Origin of the sequence: Pseudomonas sp. Choline-02u-1 (genome assembly GCF_002836515.1) — a bacterium.
Lineage (GTDB): Bacteria > Pseudomonadota > Gammaproteobacteria > Pseudomonadales > Pseudomonadaceae > Aquipseudomonas.
Window position 1 is genome coordinate 144,318 of the sequence record NZ_PJBC01000061.1, and the last position, 16,925, is coordinate 161,242.

General features: G+C 57.0%; 10 protein-coding genes and 1 pseudogene. 5 read left to right on the forward strand and 6 right to left on the reverse strand.

Annotation, left to right across the window (positions count from 1 at the left end; genetic code table 11):
- Window positions 1-2 precede the first annotated feature (2 nt).
- The gene (locus CXF97_RS18415; RefSeq protein ID WP_101159726.1) at window positions 3-410 is read right to left on the reverse strand and encodes an antitoxin Xre/MbcA/ParS toxin-binding domain-containing protein; all 408 of its coding nucleotides are present in this window, start codon (window positions 408-410) and stop codon (window positions 3-5) included.
- 288 nt (window positions 411-698) lie between these two features.
- Between CXF97_RS18415 and CXF97_RS28510 the strand changes: the two are divergent.
- A pseudogene (locus CXF97_RS28510) lies at window positions 699-902 on the forward strand (hypothetical protein).
- An 11-nt stretch (window positions 903-913) separates the two neighbouring features.
- Here the strand turns inward: CXF97_RS28510 and CXF97_RS18425 are convergent.
- Window positions 914-1,960 (reverse strand): hypothetical protein, encoded by a 1,047-nt coding sequence (locus CXF97_RS18425; protein WP_101159727.1) that lies wholly within the window; start codon window positions 1,958-1,960, stop codon window positions 914-916.
- 316 nt (window positions 1,961-2,276) lie between these two features.
- Between CXF97_RS18425 and CXF97_RS18430 the strand changes: the two genes are divergently transcribed.
- From CXF97_RS18430 to CXF97_RS18445, 4 genes are read left to right on the forward strand one after another with little or no spacing between them, the layout of a single operon-like run.
- The gene (locus CXF97_RS18430) at window positions 2,277-4,649 is read left to right on the forward strand and encodes a class I SAM-dependent DNA methyltransferase (protein WP_101159728.1); all 2,373 of its coding nucleotides are present in this window, start codon (window positions 2,277-2,279) and stop codon (window positions 4,647-4,649) included.
- The gene (locus CXF97_RS18435) at window positions 4,649-6,043 is read left to right on the forward strand and encodes a restriction endonuclease subunit S (protein ID WP_101159729.1); all 1,395 of its coding nucleotides are present in this window, start codon (window positions 4,649-4,651) and stop codon (window positions 6,041-6,043) included. Before CXF97_RS18430 ends, CXF97_RS18435 begins: the two co-directional genes overlap by 1 nt.
- The gene (locus tag CXF97_RS18440; RefSeq protein ID WP_101159730.1) at window positions 6,030-9,452 is read left to right on the forward strand and encodes a type I restriction endonuclease subunit R; all 3,423 of its coding nucleotides are present in this window, start codon (window positions 6,030-6,032) and stop codon (window positions 9,450-9,452) included. Before CXF97_RS18435 ends, CXF97_RS18440 begins: the two co-directional genes overlap by 14 nt.
- The gene (locus CXF97_RS18445) at window positions 9,445-10,032 is read left to right on the forward strand and encodes a hypothetical protein (protein ID WP_101159731.1); all 588 of its coding nucleotides are present in this window, start codon (window positions 9,445-9,447) and stop codon (window positions 10,030-10,032) included. Before CXF97_RS18440 ends, CXF97_RS18445 begins: the two co-directional genes overlap by 8 nt.
- Before the next feature lie 584 nt (window positions 10,033-10,616).
- Here the strand turns inward: CXF97_RS18445 and gyrB are convergent.
- The 4 genes from gyrB to dnaA are packed head-to-tail and all read right to left on the reverse strand — an operon-like array spanning window position 10,617 to window position 16,818.
- Entirely contained in the window at window positions 10,617-13,034 is a 2,418-nt protein-coding gene (gene gyrB / locus CXF97_RS18450; RefSeq protein ID WP_024014948.1) for a DNA topoisomerase (ATP-hydrolyzing) subunit B, read from the reverse strand.
- Window positions 13,035-13,039: 5 nt separating this feature from the next.
- Window positions 13,040-14,143, reverse strand: coding sequence for a DNA replication/repair protein RecF (gene recF, locus CXF97_RS18455; RefSeq protein ID WP_101159732.1), 1,104 nt, complete (start codon window positions 14,141-14,143; stop codon window positions 13,040-13,042).
- Window positions 14,144-14,157: 14 nt separating this feature from the next.
- Complete coding sequence (gene dnaN / locus CXF97_RS18460; protein WP_016772390.1) at window positions 14,158-15,261, reverse strand: DNA polymerase III subunit beta; 1,104 nt, start codon at window positions 15,259-15,261, stop codon at window positions 14,158-14,160.
- 39 nt (window positions 15,262-15,300) lie between these two features.
- Window positions 15,301-16,818, reverse strand: a complete 1,518-nt coding sequence (dnaA, locus tag CXF97_RS18465; RefSeq protein ID WP_101159733.1) for a chromosomal replication initiator protein DnaA — start codon at window positions 16,816-16,818, stop codon at window positions 15,301-15,303.
- Window positions 16,819-16,925 lie beyond the last annotated feature (107 nt).

Here is a 16,925-nt window from a genome sequence, read left to right on the forward strand (position 1 = left end):
ACTCAAGCAAAAAACCCCTGGTGGATGCGTTCTAAACTGTCGAGCACAGCGGCATAGCCCGGCGTAGTCGCCACAGCCTCCCACGCCGTCATGCCATCCAAGAAGCTGTGAACGGTGCTGAGCCAGAGAGACGCCTTGTCGGGGTGGCCAAACACTTGCTCGGATCGGAGGAAGATCATGCTCACTCGGTATAGCCGATCCCCTTCCGCGCGGGAAAGCTGTTCCCGTTTGACGCGTCGGCGGTGCAGAGTCCGAGACGTGAGCACGCCGACAGCGACGGCGCTGACACCGCGTTGCGCTAGGTACTCAAGGGCTATGAGCGGCACCCCTTCTCGAATAAACGTATCCAAGGATTTACGCTGCGGCGCTCCCATTATCTCTAAGACTTGTGCTTGCAATTGCGGGTTCATGACGCTCTCCGGACGTAACCACGAACAAGTGTAGGCCAATACCCGTGATCGCCTCGCTGGCCTCGATCCGCCGCATCGGCTTACGCGTAACTGGACGTTATGGTCAATCGACCCCCTCATTCAGGTCGCGCTTGGCGTTAGTCCCGCTGGGGACTGGTGACCACACCCCAGCCGCTGGTCGCCCAGAAGGGGGGAACTGGTTGCAGCGCGTTTCGTCCACTAGCCTGAGTCCTCAAGCCGAGCGCTGTTGGGACTAAAAAATGAATAAAAACGGTGGAGTAGGACACCCTGGTAGCGCTGGTCGAGAGCGAGGCTGCGCGGGAATTTCGCGTGCTGCCTGAAGGCGAGGCCTGGCGGTTGGAACTGCGCCTTGGGGTGAAATGGCTACCGGTGCGCTCGCGGCGTGAGCCGGTGAGACTATAACGCTCGCTGCCAGCGGTGGGGCGGTTTTGCGCAGGGGTGGGGATCAATGCGCTGACGGTGGAGCTTTAAGCTTGCGCGGCCTATCGCGGACGCGCCCGCCAGAGCTCATCGATGTCGAGGTTGTCCAGAGCCTCGCGCATGCGGCGAAATGCGTTGTCCGAAAAGCACTGAATCTTCGTCGATCCAAACTCAAAGACATGGCGACAGCTGACGTCATCGTCTATCCCCAGGTGGGCTCGCAATGCCTTGGCCTTGGGCTGCGTCAGACCCAATTTGTCCGCCAGCTGTGCCGCTCGTAAGTAGAACTTTTTCTGAAGATCCAGCTCACGCACTGCCGCCGCGTCGGCAGGGTCATCGCCGCCGATATAACGCACAGGCGCACCTTCCTTCCTAGAGAAATGAACGACTAGGTTTACTCCCTCACCATCAGTGCGCGTACCCACAGTGGATAGCCGAGGAAAAACCTCTAGGATGTCTTGCCCTGCACGCACTGCCCGCTCGATACGGTCAATGTCGCGCTCGGATATGACAACCTCCTCCACAGCAATCGACTCCATGGCGAGCAGGGAACGAATCCGGGCACGAGCTTCGTCCCGATGCCGCCGACCAGGCACTAGCAAATCCCGGATCAAGCGATATTCACGATCTACCAGGAACTCGAAATCTCCTGGGGGCATGGTCGAGACCGGCAGAACCCGAGCAGGAATGTGCTTGATCAGGGCATCCTCCAAGGCACGCTGAAGGTAAGCATCAAAAGCCGTGATCAATGCGCGCGTGTTGAGATACAGCAGATCCTCGGCGACGACGACAAACCAGTGCTGAGCCGCATCGCGCAAGCTATCAATCGCACGCATTGCACCGGCTTCCTCAGCCGTCAGGCCAAAGTGCGCGGTGCAGAGCCCAAGGCATTTATCGAAGCTAATCGAGCGCCCCGCCTCCTTGTCGAAAACCTTGGCTTGGTTCTGCACCAATATGGACTTCAGCAACATCTCACAGGCATGTTGAAGATGCAGTAGCACCGTGGTGATACGGCCATCGTCGTCAAAACTATTGAAAGCCTGCATCCCTTTGCGAAGAGAGCAGAGGGCCTTATATTTAAGGGTTCTTGCGTCCCGAACCAGCTTCATAAATCGTCCCAATCACACACAATTGTAGCTACCAATCCATCGCCAAGACGTATCAGTGGCTTCGCCACATTTCATAGCCAACATCTATGAAGGTATGGATGTACGTCAACCATTAAAATAGGCAGACTCCTTTCATATGTGCTACTAAACCCAAGTGTATTTCTTTACAGCAACGGATATGCGTACCCTACCGGGCCAAAATGACAAGGACTGTTCCAGCCACCAGACAGACGCATCACATCAATGATTTTAATACCTATCGGCAACGCTACACCTTGCCGACCGATAGCTATTAGCCACGAATTCAAGGCCAACAATGAGCCCCGCAAAGATTCAAGACCAAAGCCAGATCAAGTGGATTTCTGACTTCATCTGGAACATTGCTGACGACCGCCTTCGCGACGTCTACGTGCGCGGCAAGTACCGCGATGTGATCCTGCCGTTCACAGTGCTGAGACGGCTCGATGCCGTGCTACAAGCTACTAAGGACTCCGTGTTGGAGCGCAAGAAGCTCCTCGATATCCACAACGTGGCAGAGCAGGACGGTGCACTACGTGATGCTGCCAATCAGGCGTTCTACAACGTCTCTGAATTCACCCTGGCCAAGCTGAAGGCCAGCGCGGCAGGCCAGCGCCTGCGCGATGATTTCATTGCATATTTGGACGGCTTTTCGCCCAACGTGCAGGAGATCCTCACCAAGTTCAACTTCCGCAACCAGATTCAGAAGCTAGTGGATTCCCACGTCCTCGGATACCTGATCGACGACTTCCTCGACCCCGAGATCAATCTCGCGCCGATGCCGGTGAAGGATGCCGACGGAAGAATCAGGCTGCCCGCAATGGACAATCACGGCATGGGGACGGTGTTCGAGGAGTTGATTCGACGATTCAACGAAGACAACAACGAAGAGGCAGGGGAGCACTTCACCCCGCGCGACGTAGTGCAGCTCATGGCCAAGCTGCTTTTCCTACCGGTGGCTGACCGGATCGAATCCAGCACCTATTCGCTCTACGACGGCTCCTGCGGCACAGGCGGAATGCTGACCGTTGCTGAAGAAACGTTGCACGAACTGGCCGAGGAGCACGCTAAGGAAGTTTCCATCCACCTGTTCGGCCAAGAGATCAGCGACGAGACATACGCCATCTGCAAGGCTGACTTGCTCCTTAAAGGCGAGGGTGCAGAGGCCGAGAACATTGTTGGTGGCGCAGATAAGTCCACCTTGTCCGCCGACCAGTTCCGCTCGCGCGAATTCGATTTCATGATCTCCAACCCGCCCTACGGCAAGAGTTGGAAGACCGATCTGGAGCGCATGGGCGGCAAAAAGGAATTCAACGATCCGCGCTTTGTTGTTAACCACGCGGGGGAGTCTGAGTTCAAACTCCTTACCCGTTCCAGTGACGGTCAGCTCATGTTCCTAGTGAACAAGCTGCAAAAGATGAAGCACAACACGCCGCTGGGCAGCCGCATCGCGCTGGTGCATAACGGCTCGGCGCTATTCACCGGCGACGCGGGCCAAGGTGAGAGCAACATCCGCCGCTGGGTACTGGAGAACGACTGGCTAGAATCGATCATCGCACTGCCGCTCAACATCTTCTACAACACCGGCATCGCTACTTATATCTGGGTGCTGGCCAACAAGAAGGCTGAAGCGCGCCGTGGCAAAGTGCAGCTGATAGACGCATCGCAGTGGTTTCAGCCGCTGCGCCGCAACCTCGGCAAGAAGAACTGCGAACTGAGTGGTGGTGACATTGCCTGCATCCTCGACCTCTACCTCGGCGAGGCACAGGAGACCGCCCAGTCTAAATGGTTCGACACCCAAGACTTCGGCTATTGGAAGATCACCGTCGAGCGCCCGCTGCGCTTAAAAAGCCAGCTCTCCGACGAACGCATCGAGCCCATGCGTTTTGCCACCGGCGACGAAGCACTGCGCGCCGAGATCTACGCCACCCACGGTGAGGCGCTCTATAGCGAGTTTGCCAAACGCAAATCAGCCATCGAGGCGTGGCTGAAAGGCGAGGACGAGAACGAAGACGACGAAGACAGCGATGACAGTGAGTCCACTGCCGCCCGCAAAGCAGTGCCTGCCAAACGCCGTAAGAAGCTGCTTGACGCTTCAACCTGGCAACGCGACAAGGGGCTGATGGAAGTGGCGCGACGGGCGCAGCAGGCATTGGGCAGCGCCGTTTTCGACGACCACAATGAGTTCCGCAACCGCTTCGATGCCGCACTCAAGACGCAGGGCGACAAGCTCGGCGCGCCGGAGAAGAAGGCCATCTACAAGGTTGTAAGCTGGCGAGATGAAACAGCTCCGCCCGTTATTGCCAAACGAATAAAACTCAAAGCCTCTGACCCTTTTGTGGGAAATAACGATGGCCGTTATTTGTTGGATGAACACAACCACCGCGAAGTTGTGGAGTATGAATCCGACACCGAACTACGCGACACCGAGCAGGTGCCGTTGAAAGAGCCTGGCGGTATCGATGCCTTCTTTGCGCGCGAAGTGCTGCCGCATGCCCCAGATGCCTGGATCGCCAGGGAAAAAACCCAGATCGGTTATGAAATTTCGTTCACCCGCTACTTCTACAAGCCCGTGGCCTTGCGCACGCTAGAGGAAATCCGCGCTGATATCCTCGCGCTGGAGCAGCAGAGTGAAGGTTTGCTGCATAAAATCGTAGGGGCAGAGACGTAATGTTTAGCCCCTATCCGAATTACCAGCGAACTGGTCTGAAATGGTTCGAACATTTACCAGAGTCGTGGGCTGTCCTGCGCACAAAGCAAATGTTCCGCTTAATAATTGAAAAAGCTCCAGCTAATAACCGGATGGAGTTGCTATCTGTTTACACTCATATTGGCGTGAGGCCGAGAAAAAGCCTTGAGCAACGCGGTAACAAAGCCTCTACTACCGATGGATACTGGGTTGTCAAAAAGGGAGACATAATTTGCAACAAGCTCCTCGCTTGGATGGGTGCTATCGGTGTGTCCCATTACGAAGGGGTTACCAGTCCAGCCTATGACATTTTGAGACCAATAAAGTCATGCAACACTGACTATTACCATTTTCTATTTAGAACGAAAAAATATCTACAACAGTTCAAATTGAGATCGAGGGGCATAATGGATATGCGCCTCAGGCTATATTTTGATCAGTTTGGACAGATAGCAATTCCAGTGCCGCCGCCAGCAGAGCAAGACCAGATCGTCGCCTATCTGCGCGCGCAGGATACCCAAATCGCCCGTTTCATCAAGGTTAAGCGCGATCTCATCAAGCTACTCACCGAACAGAAGCTGCGCATCATCGACCACGCAGTCACGCGTGGCCTCGCCCCTTCAGTTAGGCTGAAGCCTTCCGGCATCAAATGGCTGGGCAATGTGCCGGAGCATTGGGAAGTGAAGCCACTCAAACGTTGGGTGAGGCTAAATACCAGCACTCTGGGCGAAAAGACCAATCCGGATTTTGAATTCCGCTACGTGGACATCGGCTCGGTGCAAACCGGGCGATTAGCGAAGGAACTTGAACGTATCCGTTTCGAGTCCGCCCCGTCCCGAGCGCGTCGCGTCCTACGCCGAGGCGACACAATCATCTCGACTGTGCGGACGTACCTGAAGGCCATTTGGTATGTCAGTGAGGACGCGGATGACCTGATCGCATCTACCGGCTTCGCGGTGCTCACGCCTGGCACAAGTGTTGAGCCCGAATATCTCGGTTACGTCATCCAGAGCAGTGCCTTTGTGAACCGGGTGGTGGCGAACTCCATCGGTATCGCGTATCCCGCCATCGCAGAAACTGTACTGGGACGCTTCCCTGTGGCGTTGCCATCGACCGTAGATGAGCAGCAGGCCATCGTTGCGCACATCAAGACAGAGAGCGCGCCGCTGGATGACGCCATCGCCCGCACCGAACAAGAAATCAAACTGATCCGCGAATACCGTGACCGTCTAATTGCCGATGTCGTCACCGGCCAAGTGGACGTGCGCGGCTGGCAGCCCGGCCCTGACGACGTGATGGACGACGCGGCGCTGGGCGTGCTGGGCGATGCACAGGAAGATGTGACCGAAGAGGAGGATAGCGATGGCGAAGACTGACACCAGTGAGCGCTGGTTCGAGGCGCGCGTTGTGCGGGGCTTGACCGGCGTGCCGCAGCCTGAGTACAGCCATGAGCTGGCTCCCACGGACTTCGCCGCCACCCACAACGGCTACGTGCAGGGCAAGCCCATCGACTACAACCGCGACGTGGCGCTGGATGTGACGCAGTTGCTCGCCTTCTTGCAGGCCACTCAGCCCAAGGCAGTAGAGACTCTGGAACTGGCAGCGGACGGCATCAAGCGCACCCAGTTCCTGCACCGGCTGCAAGGCGAGATCACCAAGCGCGGCGTCGTGGACGTGCTGCGCAAGGGCGTGAGCCACGGGCCGGTGCACGTAGATCTCTACAAGCTTCTGCCCACACCGGGCAACACCGCCGCAGCGGACGCCTTCGGCAAGAACATCTTTAGCGTCACTCGGCAGGTGCGCTACAGCAACGATTCCGGTAACGAGCTGGACTTGGCTATCTTCATCAACGGCCTGCCGGTACTGACCTTCGAGTTGAAGAACTCGCTGACCAAGCAAACCCTGGCCGACGCCATCGTCCAGTACCAGACCACACGCAGCCCGCAGGAACTATTGTTCCAGTTGGGCCGTTGCGTGGCGCACGTCGCGGTTGATGACTCGGAAGCTGCGTTCTGCACCGAGCTGAAGGGCAAGGCATCATGGTTCCTGCCCTTCAACCAGGGCTGGAACAGCGGCGCGGGCAACCCGCCCAACCCGGAGGGTCTGAAGACCGATTACCTGTGGAAGCAGGTGCTGACCCGCGAGTCGCTGGCCAACATCATCGAGAGTTACGCGCAGGTGGTGGAGGAGGAAGAAGCGGACGCTGGTGGCAAGAAACGCAAGAAGCGCAAGCAAATCTTCCCGCGCTTCCATCAGTTGCGCACGGTGCGTGCTCTGCTGTGCCGCGCCCATAGCGACGGAGTGGGCAAGCGCTATCTGATCCAGCATTCGGCAGGCAGCGGCAAGAGCAACACGATTGCCTGGCTGGCGCACCAGTTGGTGGAGCTGCGCCGCAAGGATGACCCGATGACGGCGCAGTTCGATTCCATTATCGTCATCACCGACCGACGCGCGCTGGACACGCAGATTGCCCGCACCATCAAGGGTTACGACCACGTGGCGGCGATCTTCGGCCACTCCGACAACGCGCAGGAGCTGCGAGAGTACCTGCGCCGGGGTAAGAAGATCATCGTTACCACGGTGCAGAAATTCCCGTTCATCCTCGATGAGCTGGGCGACCTCTCCGGCAAGAGCTTCGCGCTGTTGATTGACGAAGCGCATTCCAGCCAAGGCGGAAAGACTACGGCGCGCATGCACGAAGCCCTCGGCGGCAAGGTCGCCGAGGAGGAGTTCGAGGAGGACAGCACGCAGGATGCGGTCAACACGGAGATTGAGAAGCGCATCGCTTCGCGCAAGCTGCTCGCCAACGCCAGCTACTTCGCGTTCACTGCCACGCCCAAGAACAAGACGCTGGAGTTGTTCGGCGAGAAAACCCTAACCGGCGACAAAATGCAATTCCGCTCGCCAGAGGAGCTGACCTACACCACCAAGCAGGCCATCCAGGAGAAGTTCATCCTCGACGTGGTGGAGAACTACACCACCTACAACAGCTTCTACCAAGTGGCCAAGAAGGTGGAGGACGACCCGGAATTCGACAAGGTGAAGGCGCTTAAAAAGATCCGCCACTACGTCGAGTCGCACGACAAGGCCATCCGCCGCAAGGCCGAGATCATGGTTGATCATTTCATCGCTCAGGTCGCGGGCAAGCAGAAGATCGGCGGCAAGGCGAGGGCGATGATTGTGTGCAACGGCATCGCGCGTGCCATCGACTACTGGCGCGAGGTATCGGACTACCTCACGCAGATCAAGAGCTCGCATAAGGCCATCGTGGCGTACTCTGGTGACTTTGAGATCAGTGGTCAAAGGAAGACCGAGGCTGATCTCAATGGGTTTCCGAGCAAAGACATTCCGGCCAATCTCAAGCAAGACCCGTATCGCTTCCTGATCGTTGCCAACAAGTTTGTCACCGGCTTCGATGAGCCCTTGCTGCACACGATGTACGTGGACAAGCCGCTGGCGGGCGTGCTGGCTGTTCAGACCCTGTCACGCTTGAACCGAGCCCATCCGCAGAAGCATGACACTTTCGTGCTCGACTTCGCCGACAATGGCGAGGCAGTGAAGACGGCGTTCCAGGACTACTACCGCGCCACCATCCAGACAGGCGAAACCGATGCCAACAAGCTGCACGACCTGAAGGCCGAACTCGACGGGCAACAGGTGTATAGCTGGCAGCAGGTAGAGGAATTGGTGGCGCTCTACGTGAGCGGTGCAGACCGGGACAAAATCGACCCCATCCTTGATTCTTGCGTGGCCGAATACACGGACGAGCTCGGGGAGGACGATCAGGTCAAGTTCAAGGGTAAAGCCAAGGCCTTCGTGCGCAGCTACGGCTTTCTTGCTGCAATCCTGAGCTACGGCCACCCCACGTGGGAGAAGCTCTCGATCTTCCTGAACTTCCTAATCCCCAAGCTACCCGCACCCAAAGAGGAAGACCTCTCCAAGGGAGTGCTGGAGACCATCGATATGGACAGCTACCGGGTGGAGGCCAAAGCGGCGCTTATGATGGCTATGGCCGACGTAGACGCCACAGTCGATCCAGTACCGCCTGGAAGCGCTGGCGGCAAGGGCGAGGCAAACACCGACAAGCTTTCCGCGATCATCAAGACCTTCAACGACTTGTTCGGCAACATCGAGTGGAAGGACGAAGACAAGATCCGCATGGTCATCGCCGAGGAAATCCCGGCGCGCGTGGCGCAGGACAAGGCCTACCAGAACGCGCAGGCGAACTCCGACAAGCAAAACGCCAAGCTGGAGCACGACAAGGCGCTAAACCGCGTGGTACTGGAGCTGCTGTCTGACCACACAGAGCTGTTCAAGCAGTTCAGTGACAATCAAAATTTCAAACGCTGGCTGACTGACATGGTGTTCGATGCTACCTATCAACCCAGAGATGCTGTTGAAGCACGCCGTGGTGGGATGACAAGGGAACGCTCCCGTAAAGTCATACAGGAGAAGTTCGGTTTTGCAGGTATCTGGTCGCAAGCGGTAGACGCTCTTTTTGATCATTTAGAGCGAGGCCGAAACAAGTTAGGACTCTCTGATTTGGTTGAAATAGAGCAATCAACTGGGCTGTCCGTCAGCAACATCTTGTTCCCTATATTGAACGTACTGTCCACTAACGACGTGGGTATTCTGCGTCGCGAGTTCCTTAATGATGCCCGACTGCCGATGGATTTCGACGCGGTAAATAATCTTGCTAACGCGCACCGAGAAGAAAGTGATTGGGCAGAGCGTCTGTCAATCCGATGGACACTCCAGGATGTTAGGGGAAATATGCATGGGTGATACCCTACAAACACTGTTCAGTTGGTTTCCAGTTATGCGGATGCTGTACCAATCTAAATCTGAGCAGGAGTTTGATGACTTTCTAGATCGTCACATTGAAGAGTCCGTACAGCGCATGGAAGCTGAAGCACAGCACTTGTCGGAAGATTGTGAAGAGAAATTGTCCGCATTTTTTGCTGCCGCTTTGAGCATGCCGGGGCTTTCTGTAGAGCGCGAGAGCTATAGCAATGGTCACGTCGACCTGACAATTAGATCAGAGAGTATTAAGCGTCCACAGCGACGCCTGGCCGAAGCAAAGATATATGCAGGGCCCGCTTACCATGCACAAGCTATCGAACAACTGGTTTCCCGCTACTCCACTGGGCGACAAAGCCGTGGGTATGTTCTCGAATATGTCAAGAAGCCAGGTATCTCCGACATCGTTGTTAAACTGCGCGCCAAAGCTGATCTCGATTTTCCCGTGCATCAACAAGGTGCGACATGCGATCACCAGATGAAATGGGCGTATATCAGCGACCATCGACATACGAGTCAAGAGCTAATTAGAGTTGTCCACATTAATGTGAATCTTTATCGATGATTTAGAGCCAGGATAGAAATGAAAGCCCCTGGAGGGCTGCTGTTTCACTGATCCTTGATTGGCTTCCTGAGGTGTCAGACACGATCGCTGCTCATCCCACCTCAAGAACCCCCCAGCAGGCACATGACCAACTGGGGTTTCTTTTTTGTTCTAGCCACTAACTTTGGCTATTACGCTTAACTCTGGCCGAAATGGCAAATAACTTTGCCCATCTACACCTACAGCTGGCTGGCTGGCTGGCTGGGTCAGCAGCCGGTTTGTTTTAATGAATCCGCAGCCGTATCTCAATAGGCCGCCCATCAGCGGTGGTTTAGGGGTCTGATGGGCGATGCTGTTTTGATTTCCATAAATTGCCTCGTATCAGATGCTCCTAAATCTCCCAGATTTTTTGCCTTCATCAATACCAGATTTTCCGAACAATCTTTGTAGCTTCGCTACAAAATGGACTCCACGGATACTGCCCAGCCATCCCTAAAGCTCTCAGCGAAAAAGAAAAACCCCGGCGTTAAGCCGGGGTAGTGACGCTTTTTGTCATGACAATAACCTGCACGAACATGACAATTAACTTGCCCGTCGACAACGGATCAGAAATCCAGGTTGGACACCGCCAACGCGTTGCTTTCGATGAAGTCCCGGCGAGGTTCGACCGCATCACCCATCAGGGTGTTGAAGATCTGGTCTGCACCGATGGCGTCTTCGATGGTGACTTTCAGCATGCGGCGCACGCTTGGGTCCATGGTGGTTTCCCACAGCTGATCCGGGTTCATTTCACCCAGACCTTTGTATCGCTGAATGGTGTGGCGCTTGGTACTTTCGGCCATCAGCCAGTCGAGGGCTTCCTTGAACTCAGTAACAGCTTTCTTGCGCTCGCCACGCTGGATGTACGCGCCTTCGTCGAGCAGGGTGCTCAGCTGCGCGCCCAGGGTGACCACAGTTTTGTAGTCGTTGCTGCCGAAGAAGTCGCGGTTGAAGGTGACGTAGTTCGACAGGCCGTGGGAGATCAGTTCGACCTCCGGCAGCCAGACGCCACGTTCACGGTCTTCGCGCAGGCTGGCTTTGTAGACCAGGCCGGACTTCTCGTTGGTACGCAGACGAACTTCATACTGGGCCAGCCACTCTTGCATTGCTGCATGATCGCCCAGGGTTTCCAGGCTGACGGCTGGCAGGTAGATGAAGTGCTCGGTCAACTCCTGTGGGTACAGGCGCGACAGACGCTTGAGCGTCTTCATGACCATACGGAAGTCATTCACCAGACGCTCCAGCGCTTCACCGGAAATGCCGGGGGCTTCTTCGTTCAGGTGCAGGCTCGCATCTTCCAGAGCCGACTGAGTCATGTACTCTTCCATGGCGTCGTCGTCTTTGATGTATTGCTCTTGCTTGCCTTTCTTGACCTTGTACAGCGGCGGCTGGGCAATGTAGATGTAGCCACGCTCGATCAGCTCCGGCAACTGACGGAAGAAGAAAGTCAGCAGCAGGGTGCGGATGTGCGAACCGTCGACGTCAGCGTCGGTCATGATGATGATGTTGTGATAGCGCAACTTGTCGATGTTGTACTCTTCGCGACCGATGCCGCAGCCCAGCGCGGTGATCAGCGTGCCCACTTCCTGGGAAGAGATCATCTTGTCAAAGCGAGCTTTCTCGACGTTGAGGATCTTGCCCTTCAACGGCAGGATCGCCTGGGTCTTGCGGTTACGTCCCTGCTTGGCAGAGCCGCCCGCGGAGTCACCTTCCACCAGGTACAGTTCGGACAGCGCCGGGTCTTTTTCCTGGCAGTCAGCGAGTTTGCCCGGCAGGCCGGCGATGTCCAGCGCGCCTTTGCGGCGGGTCATCTCACGAGCCTTGCGCGCCGCTTCACGGGCACGGGCGGCGTCGATCATCTTGCCGACCACCAGCTTGGCTTCGTTCGGGTTTTCCAGGAGGAAGTCGGAGAAGTATTTGCCCATTTCCTGCTCGACCGCAGTCTTCACTTCGGAAGACACCAACTTGTCTTTGGTCTGCGAGCTGAACTTCGGATCCGGCACTTTCACCGAGATGATTGCGGTCAGGCCTTCACGGGCATCGTCACCGGTGGTGGCGACTTTGTGCTTCTTCGCCAGACCTTCCTGCTCGATGTAGTTGTTCAGGTTACGCGTCAACGCCGAACGGAAGCCGACCAGGTGGGTGCCGCCGTCGCGCTGCGGAATGTTGTTGGTGAAGCACAACAGGTTCTCGTTGAAGCTGTCGTTCCACTGCAGGGCGATTTCCACGCCGATGCCGTCTTCGCGCTGGATGTTGAAGTGGAACACCTGATTGACCGCAGTCTTGTTGGTGTTCAGGTATTCAACGAACGCACGCAGGCCGCCTTCGTATTTGAACAGCTCTTCCTTGCCGCTGCGCTCATCCTTGAGGACGATGCCGACACCGGAGTTGAGGAACGACAGTTCACGAATGCGCTTGGCGAGGATGTCCCAGCTGAAGTGAATGTTCTTGAAGGTTTCGCTGGAAGCTTTGAAGTGAATCTGGGTGCCGGTGGTTTCGCTGTCGCCAACGATGGCCATCGGTGCCTGAGGTACGCCGTGAACGTAGGTCTGTTCCCAGATCTTGCCGCTGCGGCGGACGGTCAGAACCAGCTCTTCGGACAGCGCGTTCACTACCGAAACACCTACACCGTGCAGACCGCCGGATACCTTGTAGGAGTTGTCGTCGAACTTACCGCCAGCGTGGAGGACGGTCATGATGACCTCGGCGGCGGAAACGCCTTCCTCTTTATGCACGTCTACCGGGATGCCACGACCGTTGTCTTTAACGGTGATGGATTCGTCCGGGTGGATGATGATGCTGATGTCGTCGCAATGGCCGGCGAGGGCTTCGTCGATCGAGTTGTCGACCACCTCGAACACCATGTGGTGCAGACCGCTACCATCGTCGGTGTCACCAATGTACATACCGGGACGTTTGCGTACGGCATCCAGGCCTTTCAGCACTTTAATGCTCGTTGAGTCGTACGTATTTTCTTCGCTCAATGCCTTCACTCCCGATGGTCGTGGGTCTGGGTGATACGGCCCTGTTCCACGTGGAACAAAGCGACTGGCGTTTCCGTCTGCCAGCCTTCCCTCAGTGATTCGTGATCTACACAGGTGATGAACACCTGGCAGCGTAAGTCTTCCAGCAAGCGGCACAGCGCGCGACGATGGCTCTCGTCCAGCTCGGACGGCAAGTCATCCACCAGATAAATACACTGACCGCGGCGGGCCTGGCTGACCAGGTGCCCCTGGGCAATCCGCAGCGCACAGACCACCAGCTTCTGCTGACCCCGGGACAAGATGTCCGCGGCATTGTGTGCGCCCAATCTAAGACGCAAATCAGCGCGTTGCGGGCCGGCCTGGGTGTGCCCCATCTGCTGGTCCCGTTGTACGGAACCGGCAAGTACGGCGCTCAATTCGCGGTCTTTGTCCCAGCCTCGGTAATAGCTGAGGGTCAAACCCTCGAGCTCAACCAGTTCGCTCAAGGTCTGCTCGAAGACCGGTTTCAAGGCTGTGATGTAAGCGCGGCGGTATTCATCGATTTCAGCGCTGGCCTGGCACAGTTCCCTGTCCCAAACCGCTTGCGAAACGGCGTCAAGTGTACCATGCCGCAGCCAGGAGTTTCTCTGGCGCAAGGCCTTCTGCAAACGCTGCCAGGTCCCCATGAACCGAGGCTCAACGTGGAACACACCCCAGTCGAGAAACTGCCGGCGAATCTTCGGCGCGCCTTCGAGCAGGCGGAAGCTGTCGGGGTTGATCAACTGCAGCGGCAGGATTTCCGCCAGTTGCGCAGCGCTGCGCGCATTCTGGCCATCGATACGGATCTGGAATTCGCCCTGACGGTCTCGGGAGATCCCCAGCGCACTGTGTCCGCCCTCTGCCAATTCAACCTGACCGAATACCGTACAGGCGAGTTGCTCGTACTGGATGACCGGCAACAGGCGCGTGCTGCGAAACGAACGGGCGAGCCCCAGCAGGTGAATGGCTTCCAGAACACTGGTTTTGCCGCTGCCGTTGGCGCCGTAAAGAATGTTGATGCGGGGGGAGGGGGAGAAGGTCACCGGGTGCAGATTGCGCACCGCGGTGACCGAAACACGACTTAACGACATTCAGGATCCGCTGATTACAGACGCATCGGCATGACAACGTAAGCCGAGTCGTCATTGTCGGACTCTTGCACCAGCGCACTGCTGTTGGAGTCGGACAGGATCAGGCGAACCTGCTCGGTGGTCATCACGCCCAGCACGTCGAGCAAGTAGCTGACGTTAAAGCCAATTTCCAGCGAGCCGCCATTGTATTCAACGCCCACTTCTTCTTCCGCTTCTTCCTGCTCCGGGTTGTTGGCCTGGATCTTCAGCTGACCGCTGGCCAGTTGCAGACGGATACCACGGTACTTCTCGTTGGACAGAATCGCGGTCCGGCTGAATGCTTCACGCAGTGCCTGGCGATCGCCCAGTACCAGCTTGTCGCCACCCTTTGGCAGCACACGCTCGTAATCCGGGAATTTACCGTCGACCAGTTTCGAGGTGAACGTGAACTCGCCGGTGGTCGCACGAATGTGGTGTTGACCAAGGACAATGCTGACATTGCCATCCGGCTCGGTGAGCAGACGCGCCAGTTCGAGGATACCTTTGCGCGGCACGATCACTTGGTGGCGATCCGGCTGACCGATATCGGCCTGCATCGAACACATGGCCAGACGGTGACCGTCAGTCGCGACCGCGCGGATCACACCCGCAGAAACTTCCAGCAGCATGCCGTTGAGGTAGTAGCGCACGTCCTGCTGGGCCATGGCGAAGCTGGTGCGTTCGATCAGTCGACGCAGCTTGCTTTGCTCCAGGCTGCAGGTCAGCGAGCCCGGGCCTTCTTCGACGGTCGGGAAATCGTTAGCCGGCAGGGTCGACAGGGTGAAACGGCTGCGACCAGCCTTCACCACGAGCTTCTGCTCGTCGACTTTGATGTCGATCAGCGCATCGTTGGGCAGGCTTTTGCAGATGTCCATCAGCTTGCGCGCCGGCACCGTGATGGAGCCCGTTTCGGCAGGCTCTTCAAGTTGCACACGACCAACCAGTTCGACTTCCAGGTCGGTACCGGTCAGCGACAGTTGCTGGCCTTCGACAACCAACAGCACGTTGGAGAGTACCGGCAAGGTCTGTCGGCGCTCGACGACGCCTGCGACCAGTTGCAGGGGTTTCAACAGGGCTTCGCGTTGAATGGTGAAATGCATGGTCTAGTCCCTTGCCTTAATAAGCTGCGCTGGTGTTCATCAAGTGGTCAATGTACGCAGCAGGTTCTTGTAGTCCTCGCGGATGTCCGCGTCGGATTCCTTAAGTTCATTGATCTTGCGGCAGGCGTGCAACACGGTGGTGTGGTCGCGACCGCCAAACACATCGCCGATTTCCGGCAGGCTGTGGTTGGTCAGTTCCTTGGACAACGCCATCGCCACCTGACGCGGACGTGCCACCGAGCGCGAACGGCGCTTGGACAGCAGGTCGGAGATCTTGATCTTGTAGTACTCGGCGACGGTGCGCTGAATGTTATCCACAGAGACCAGTTTGTCCTGCAACGCCAGCAGGTCTTTCAGGGATTCGCGGATCAGCTCGATGGTGATGTCGCGGCCCATGAAGTGCGAGTGGGCGATCACGCGTTTCAGCGCGCCTTCCAGCTCACGGACGTTGGAGCGAATACGCTGGGCAATGAAGAACGCGGCGTCATGGGGCAACTCGACCTTAGCCTGATCGGCCTTTTTCATCAGGATCGCCACGCGGGTTTCCAGTTCCGGCGGCTCGACGGCAACGGTAAGGCCCCAGCCGAAGCGGGATTTCAGACGTTCTTCAAGGCCTTCGATTTCTTTCGGGTAGCGGTCACTGGTAAGAATGACCTGCTGACCACCTTCAAGCAGGGCGTTGAAGGTGTGGAAAAACTCTTCCTGAGAGCGCTCCTTGCGAGCGAAGAACTGAATATCGTCGATGAGCAAGGCGTCCACCGAACGGTAGAAGCGCTTGAATTCGTTGATCGCGTTCAGTTGCAGCGCCTTGACCATGTCGGCCACGAAACGCTCGGAATGCAGGTACACGACCTTGGCATTCGGATTCTTCTTTAATAGGTGGTTGCCCACCGCGTGCATCAAGTGGGTTTTACCCAAGCCGACGCCACCATAAAGGAACAATGGGTTGTAACCGTGCTTGGGGTTGTCCGCCACTTGCCAGGCCGCCGCACGGGCGAGCTGGTTGGATTTACCTTCTACGAAATTCTCGAAGGTGAATGTACGGTTCAGGTAACTGGTGTGCTTGAGCGCACCTTCGACCTGCACGGTGCGCTGTTCGGCGCGAACCGGGGCCTGTTGCGAAGCGGCGCCGGCCATCGGGTCGAAGCTGTCACGGGACGGCTCCTCACTGACTTCAGCAGTTTTCTGCGTGGAACGCTTGGCCGGAGCGGGCGCCGGTGCCAGGTTGTTCGTCGGCACGTTATTGGCCTGCGCCTGGGAAACCTGCGCCGCCGCCAGCGGGGCATTCGGTGCGGCACGCGGTGCGGAGCTGCGTTTGCTGCCTATTAACAAGGACAGCGCCGGCGTCGAGCCATTGCCGTGCTCATCCAGCAATTCAAGAACCCGGCCCAGGTACTTTTCGTTGACCCAGTCCAGCACGAACCGATTCGGTGCGTAGACGCGCAACTCGTCGCCTTCGGCTTCGACCTGTAGTGGACGGATCCAGGTGTTGAATTGTTGGGCAGGCAGCTCTTCGCGCAAAAGCTCTACGCACTGCTGCCAAAGTTCCACTGACACGGATATCCCCTAAGTTGAAAGCCGGTGAGGCAAAAACAAGCGGCCATTGTAGCGGCGAGCCGTTCACTTATCCACATGCAGGTAGCTCCATCGCCATCATTTATCAA

Coding starts and splice junctions, on each gene's coding strand:
- CXF97_RS18415 (WP_101159726.1), bottom strand. CDS start 410: ATGAACCCGCAATTGCAAGCACAAGTCTTAGAGATAATGGGAGCGCCG.
- CXF97_RS18425 (WP_101159727.1), bottom strand. CDS start 1,960: ATGAAGCTGGTTCGGGACGCAAGAACCCTTAAATATAAGGCCCTCTGC.
- CXF97_RS18430 (WP_101159728.1), top strand. CDS start 2,277: ATGAGCCCCGCAAAGATTCAAGACCAAAGCCAGATCAAGTGGATTTCT.
- CXF97_RS18435 (WP_101159729.1), top strand. CDS start 4,649: ATGTTTAGCCCCTATCCGAATTACCAGCGAACTGGTCTGAAATGGTTC.
- CXF97_RS18440 (WP_101159730.1), top strand. CDS start 6,030: ATGGCGAAGACTGACACCAGTGAGCGCTGGTTCGAGGCGCGCGTTGTG.
- CXF97_RS18445 (WP_101159731.1), top strand. CDS start 9,445: ATGGGTGATACCCTACAAACACTGTTCAGTTGGTTTCCAGTTATGCGG.
- recF (WP_101159732.1), bottom strand. CDS start 14,143: ATGTCGTTAAGTCGTGTTTCGGTCACCGCGGTGCGCAATCTGCACCCG.
- dnaN (WP_016772390.1), bottom strand. CDS start 15,261: ATGCATTTCACCATTCAACGCGAAGCCCTGTTGAAACCCCTGCAACTG.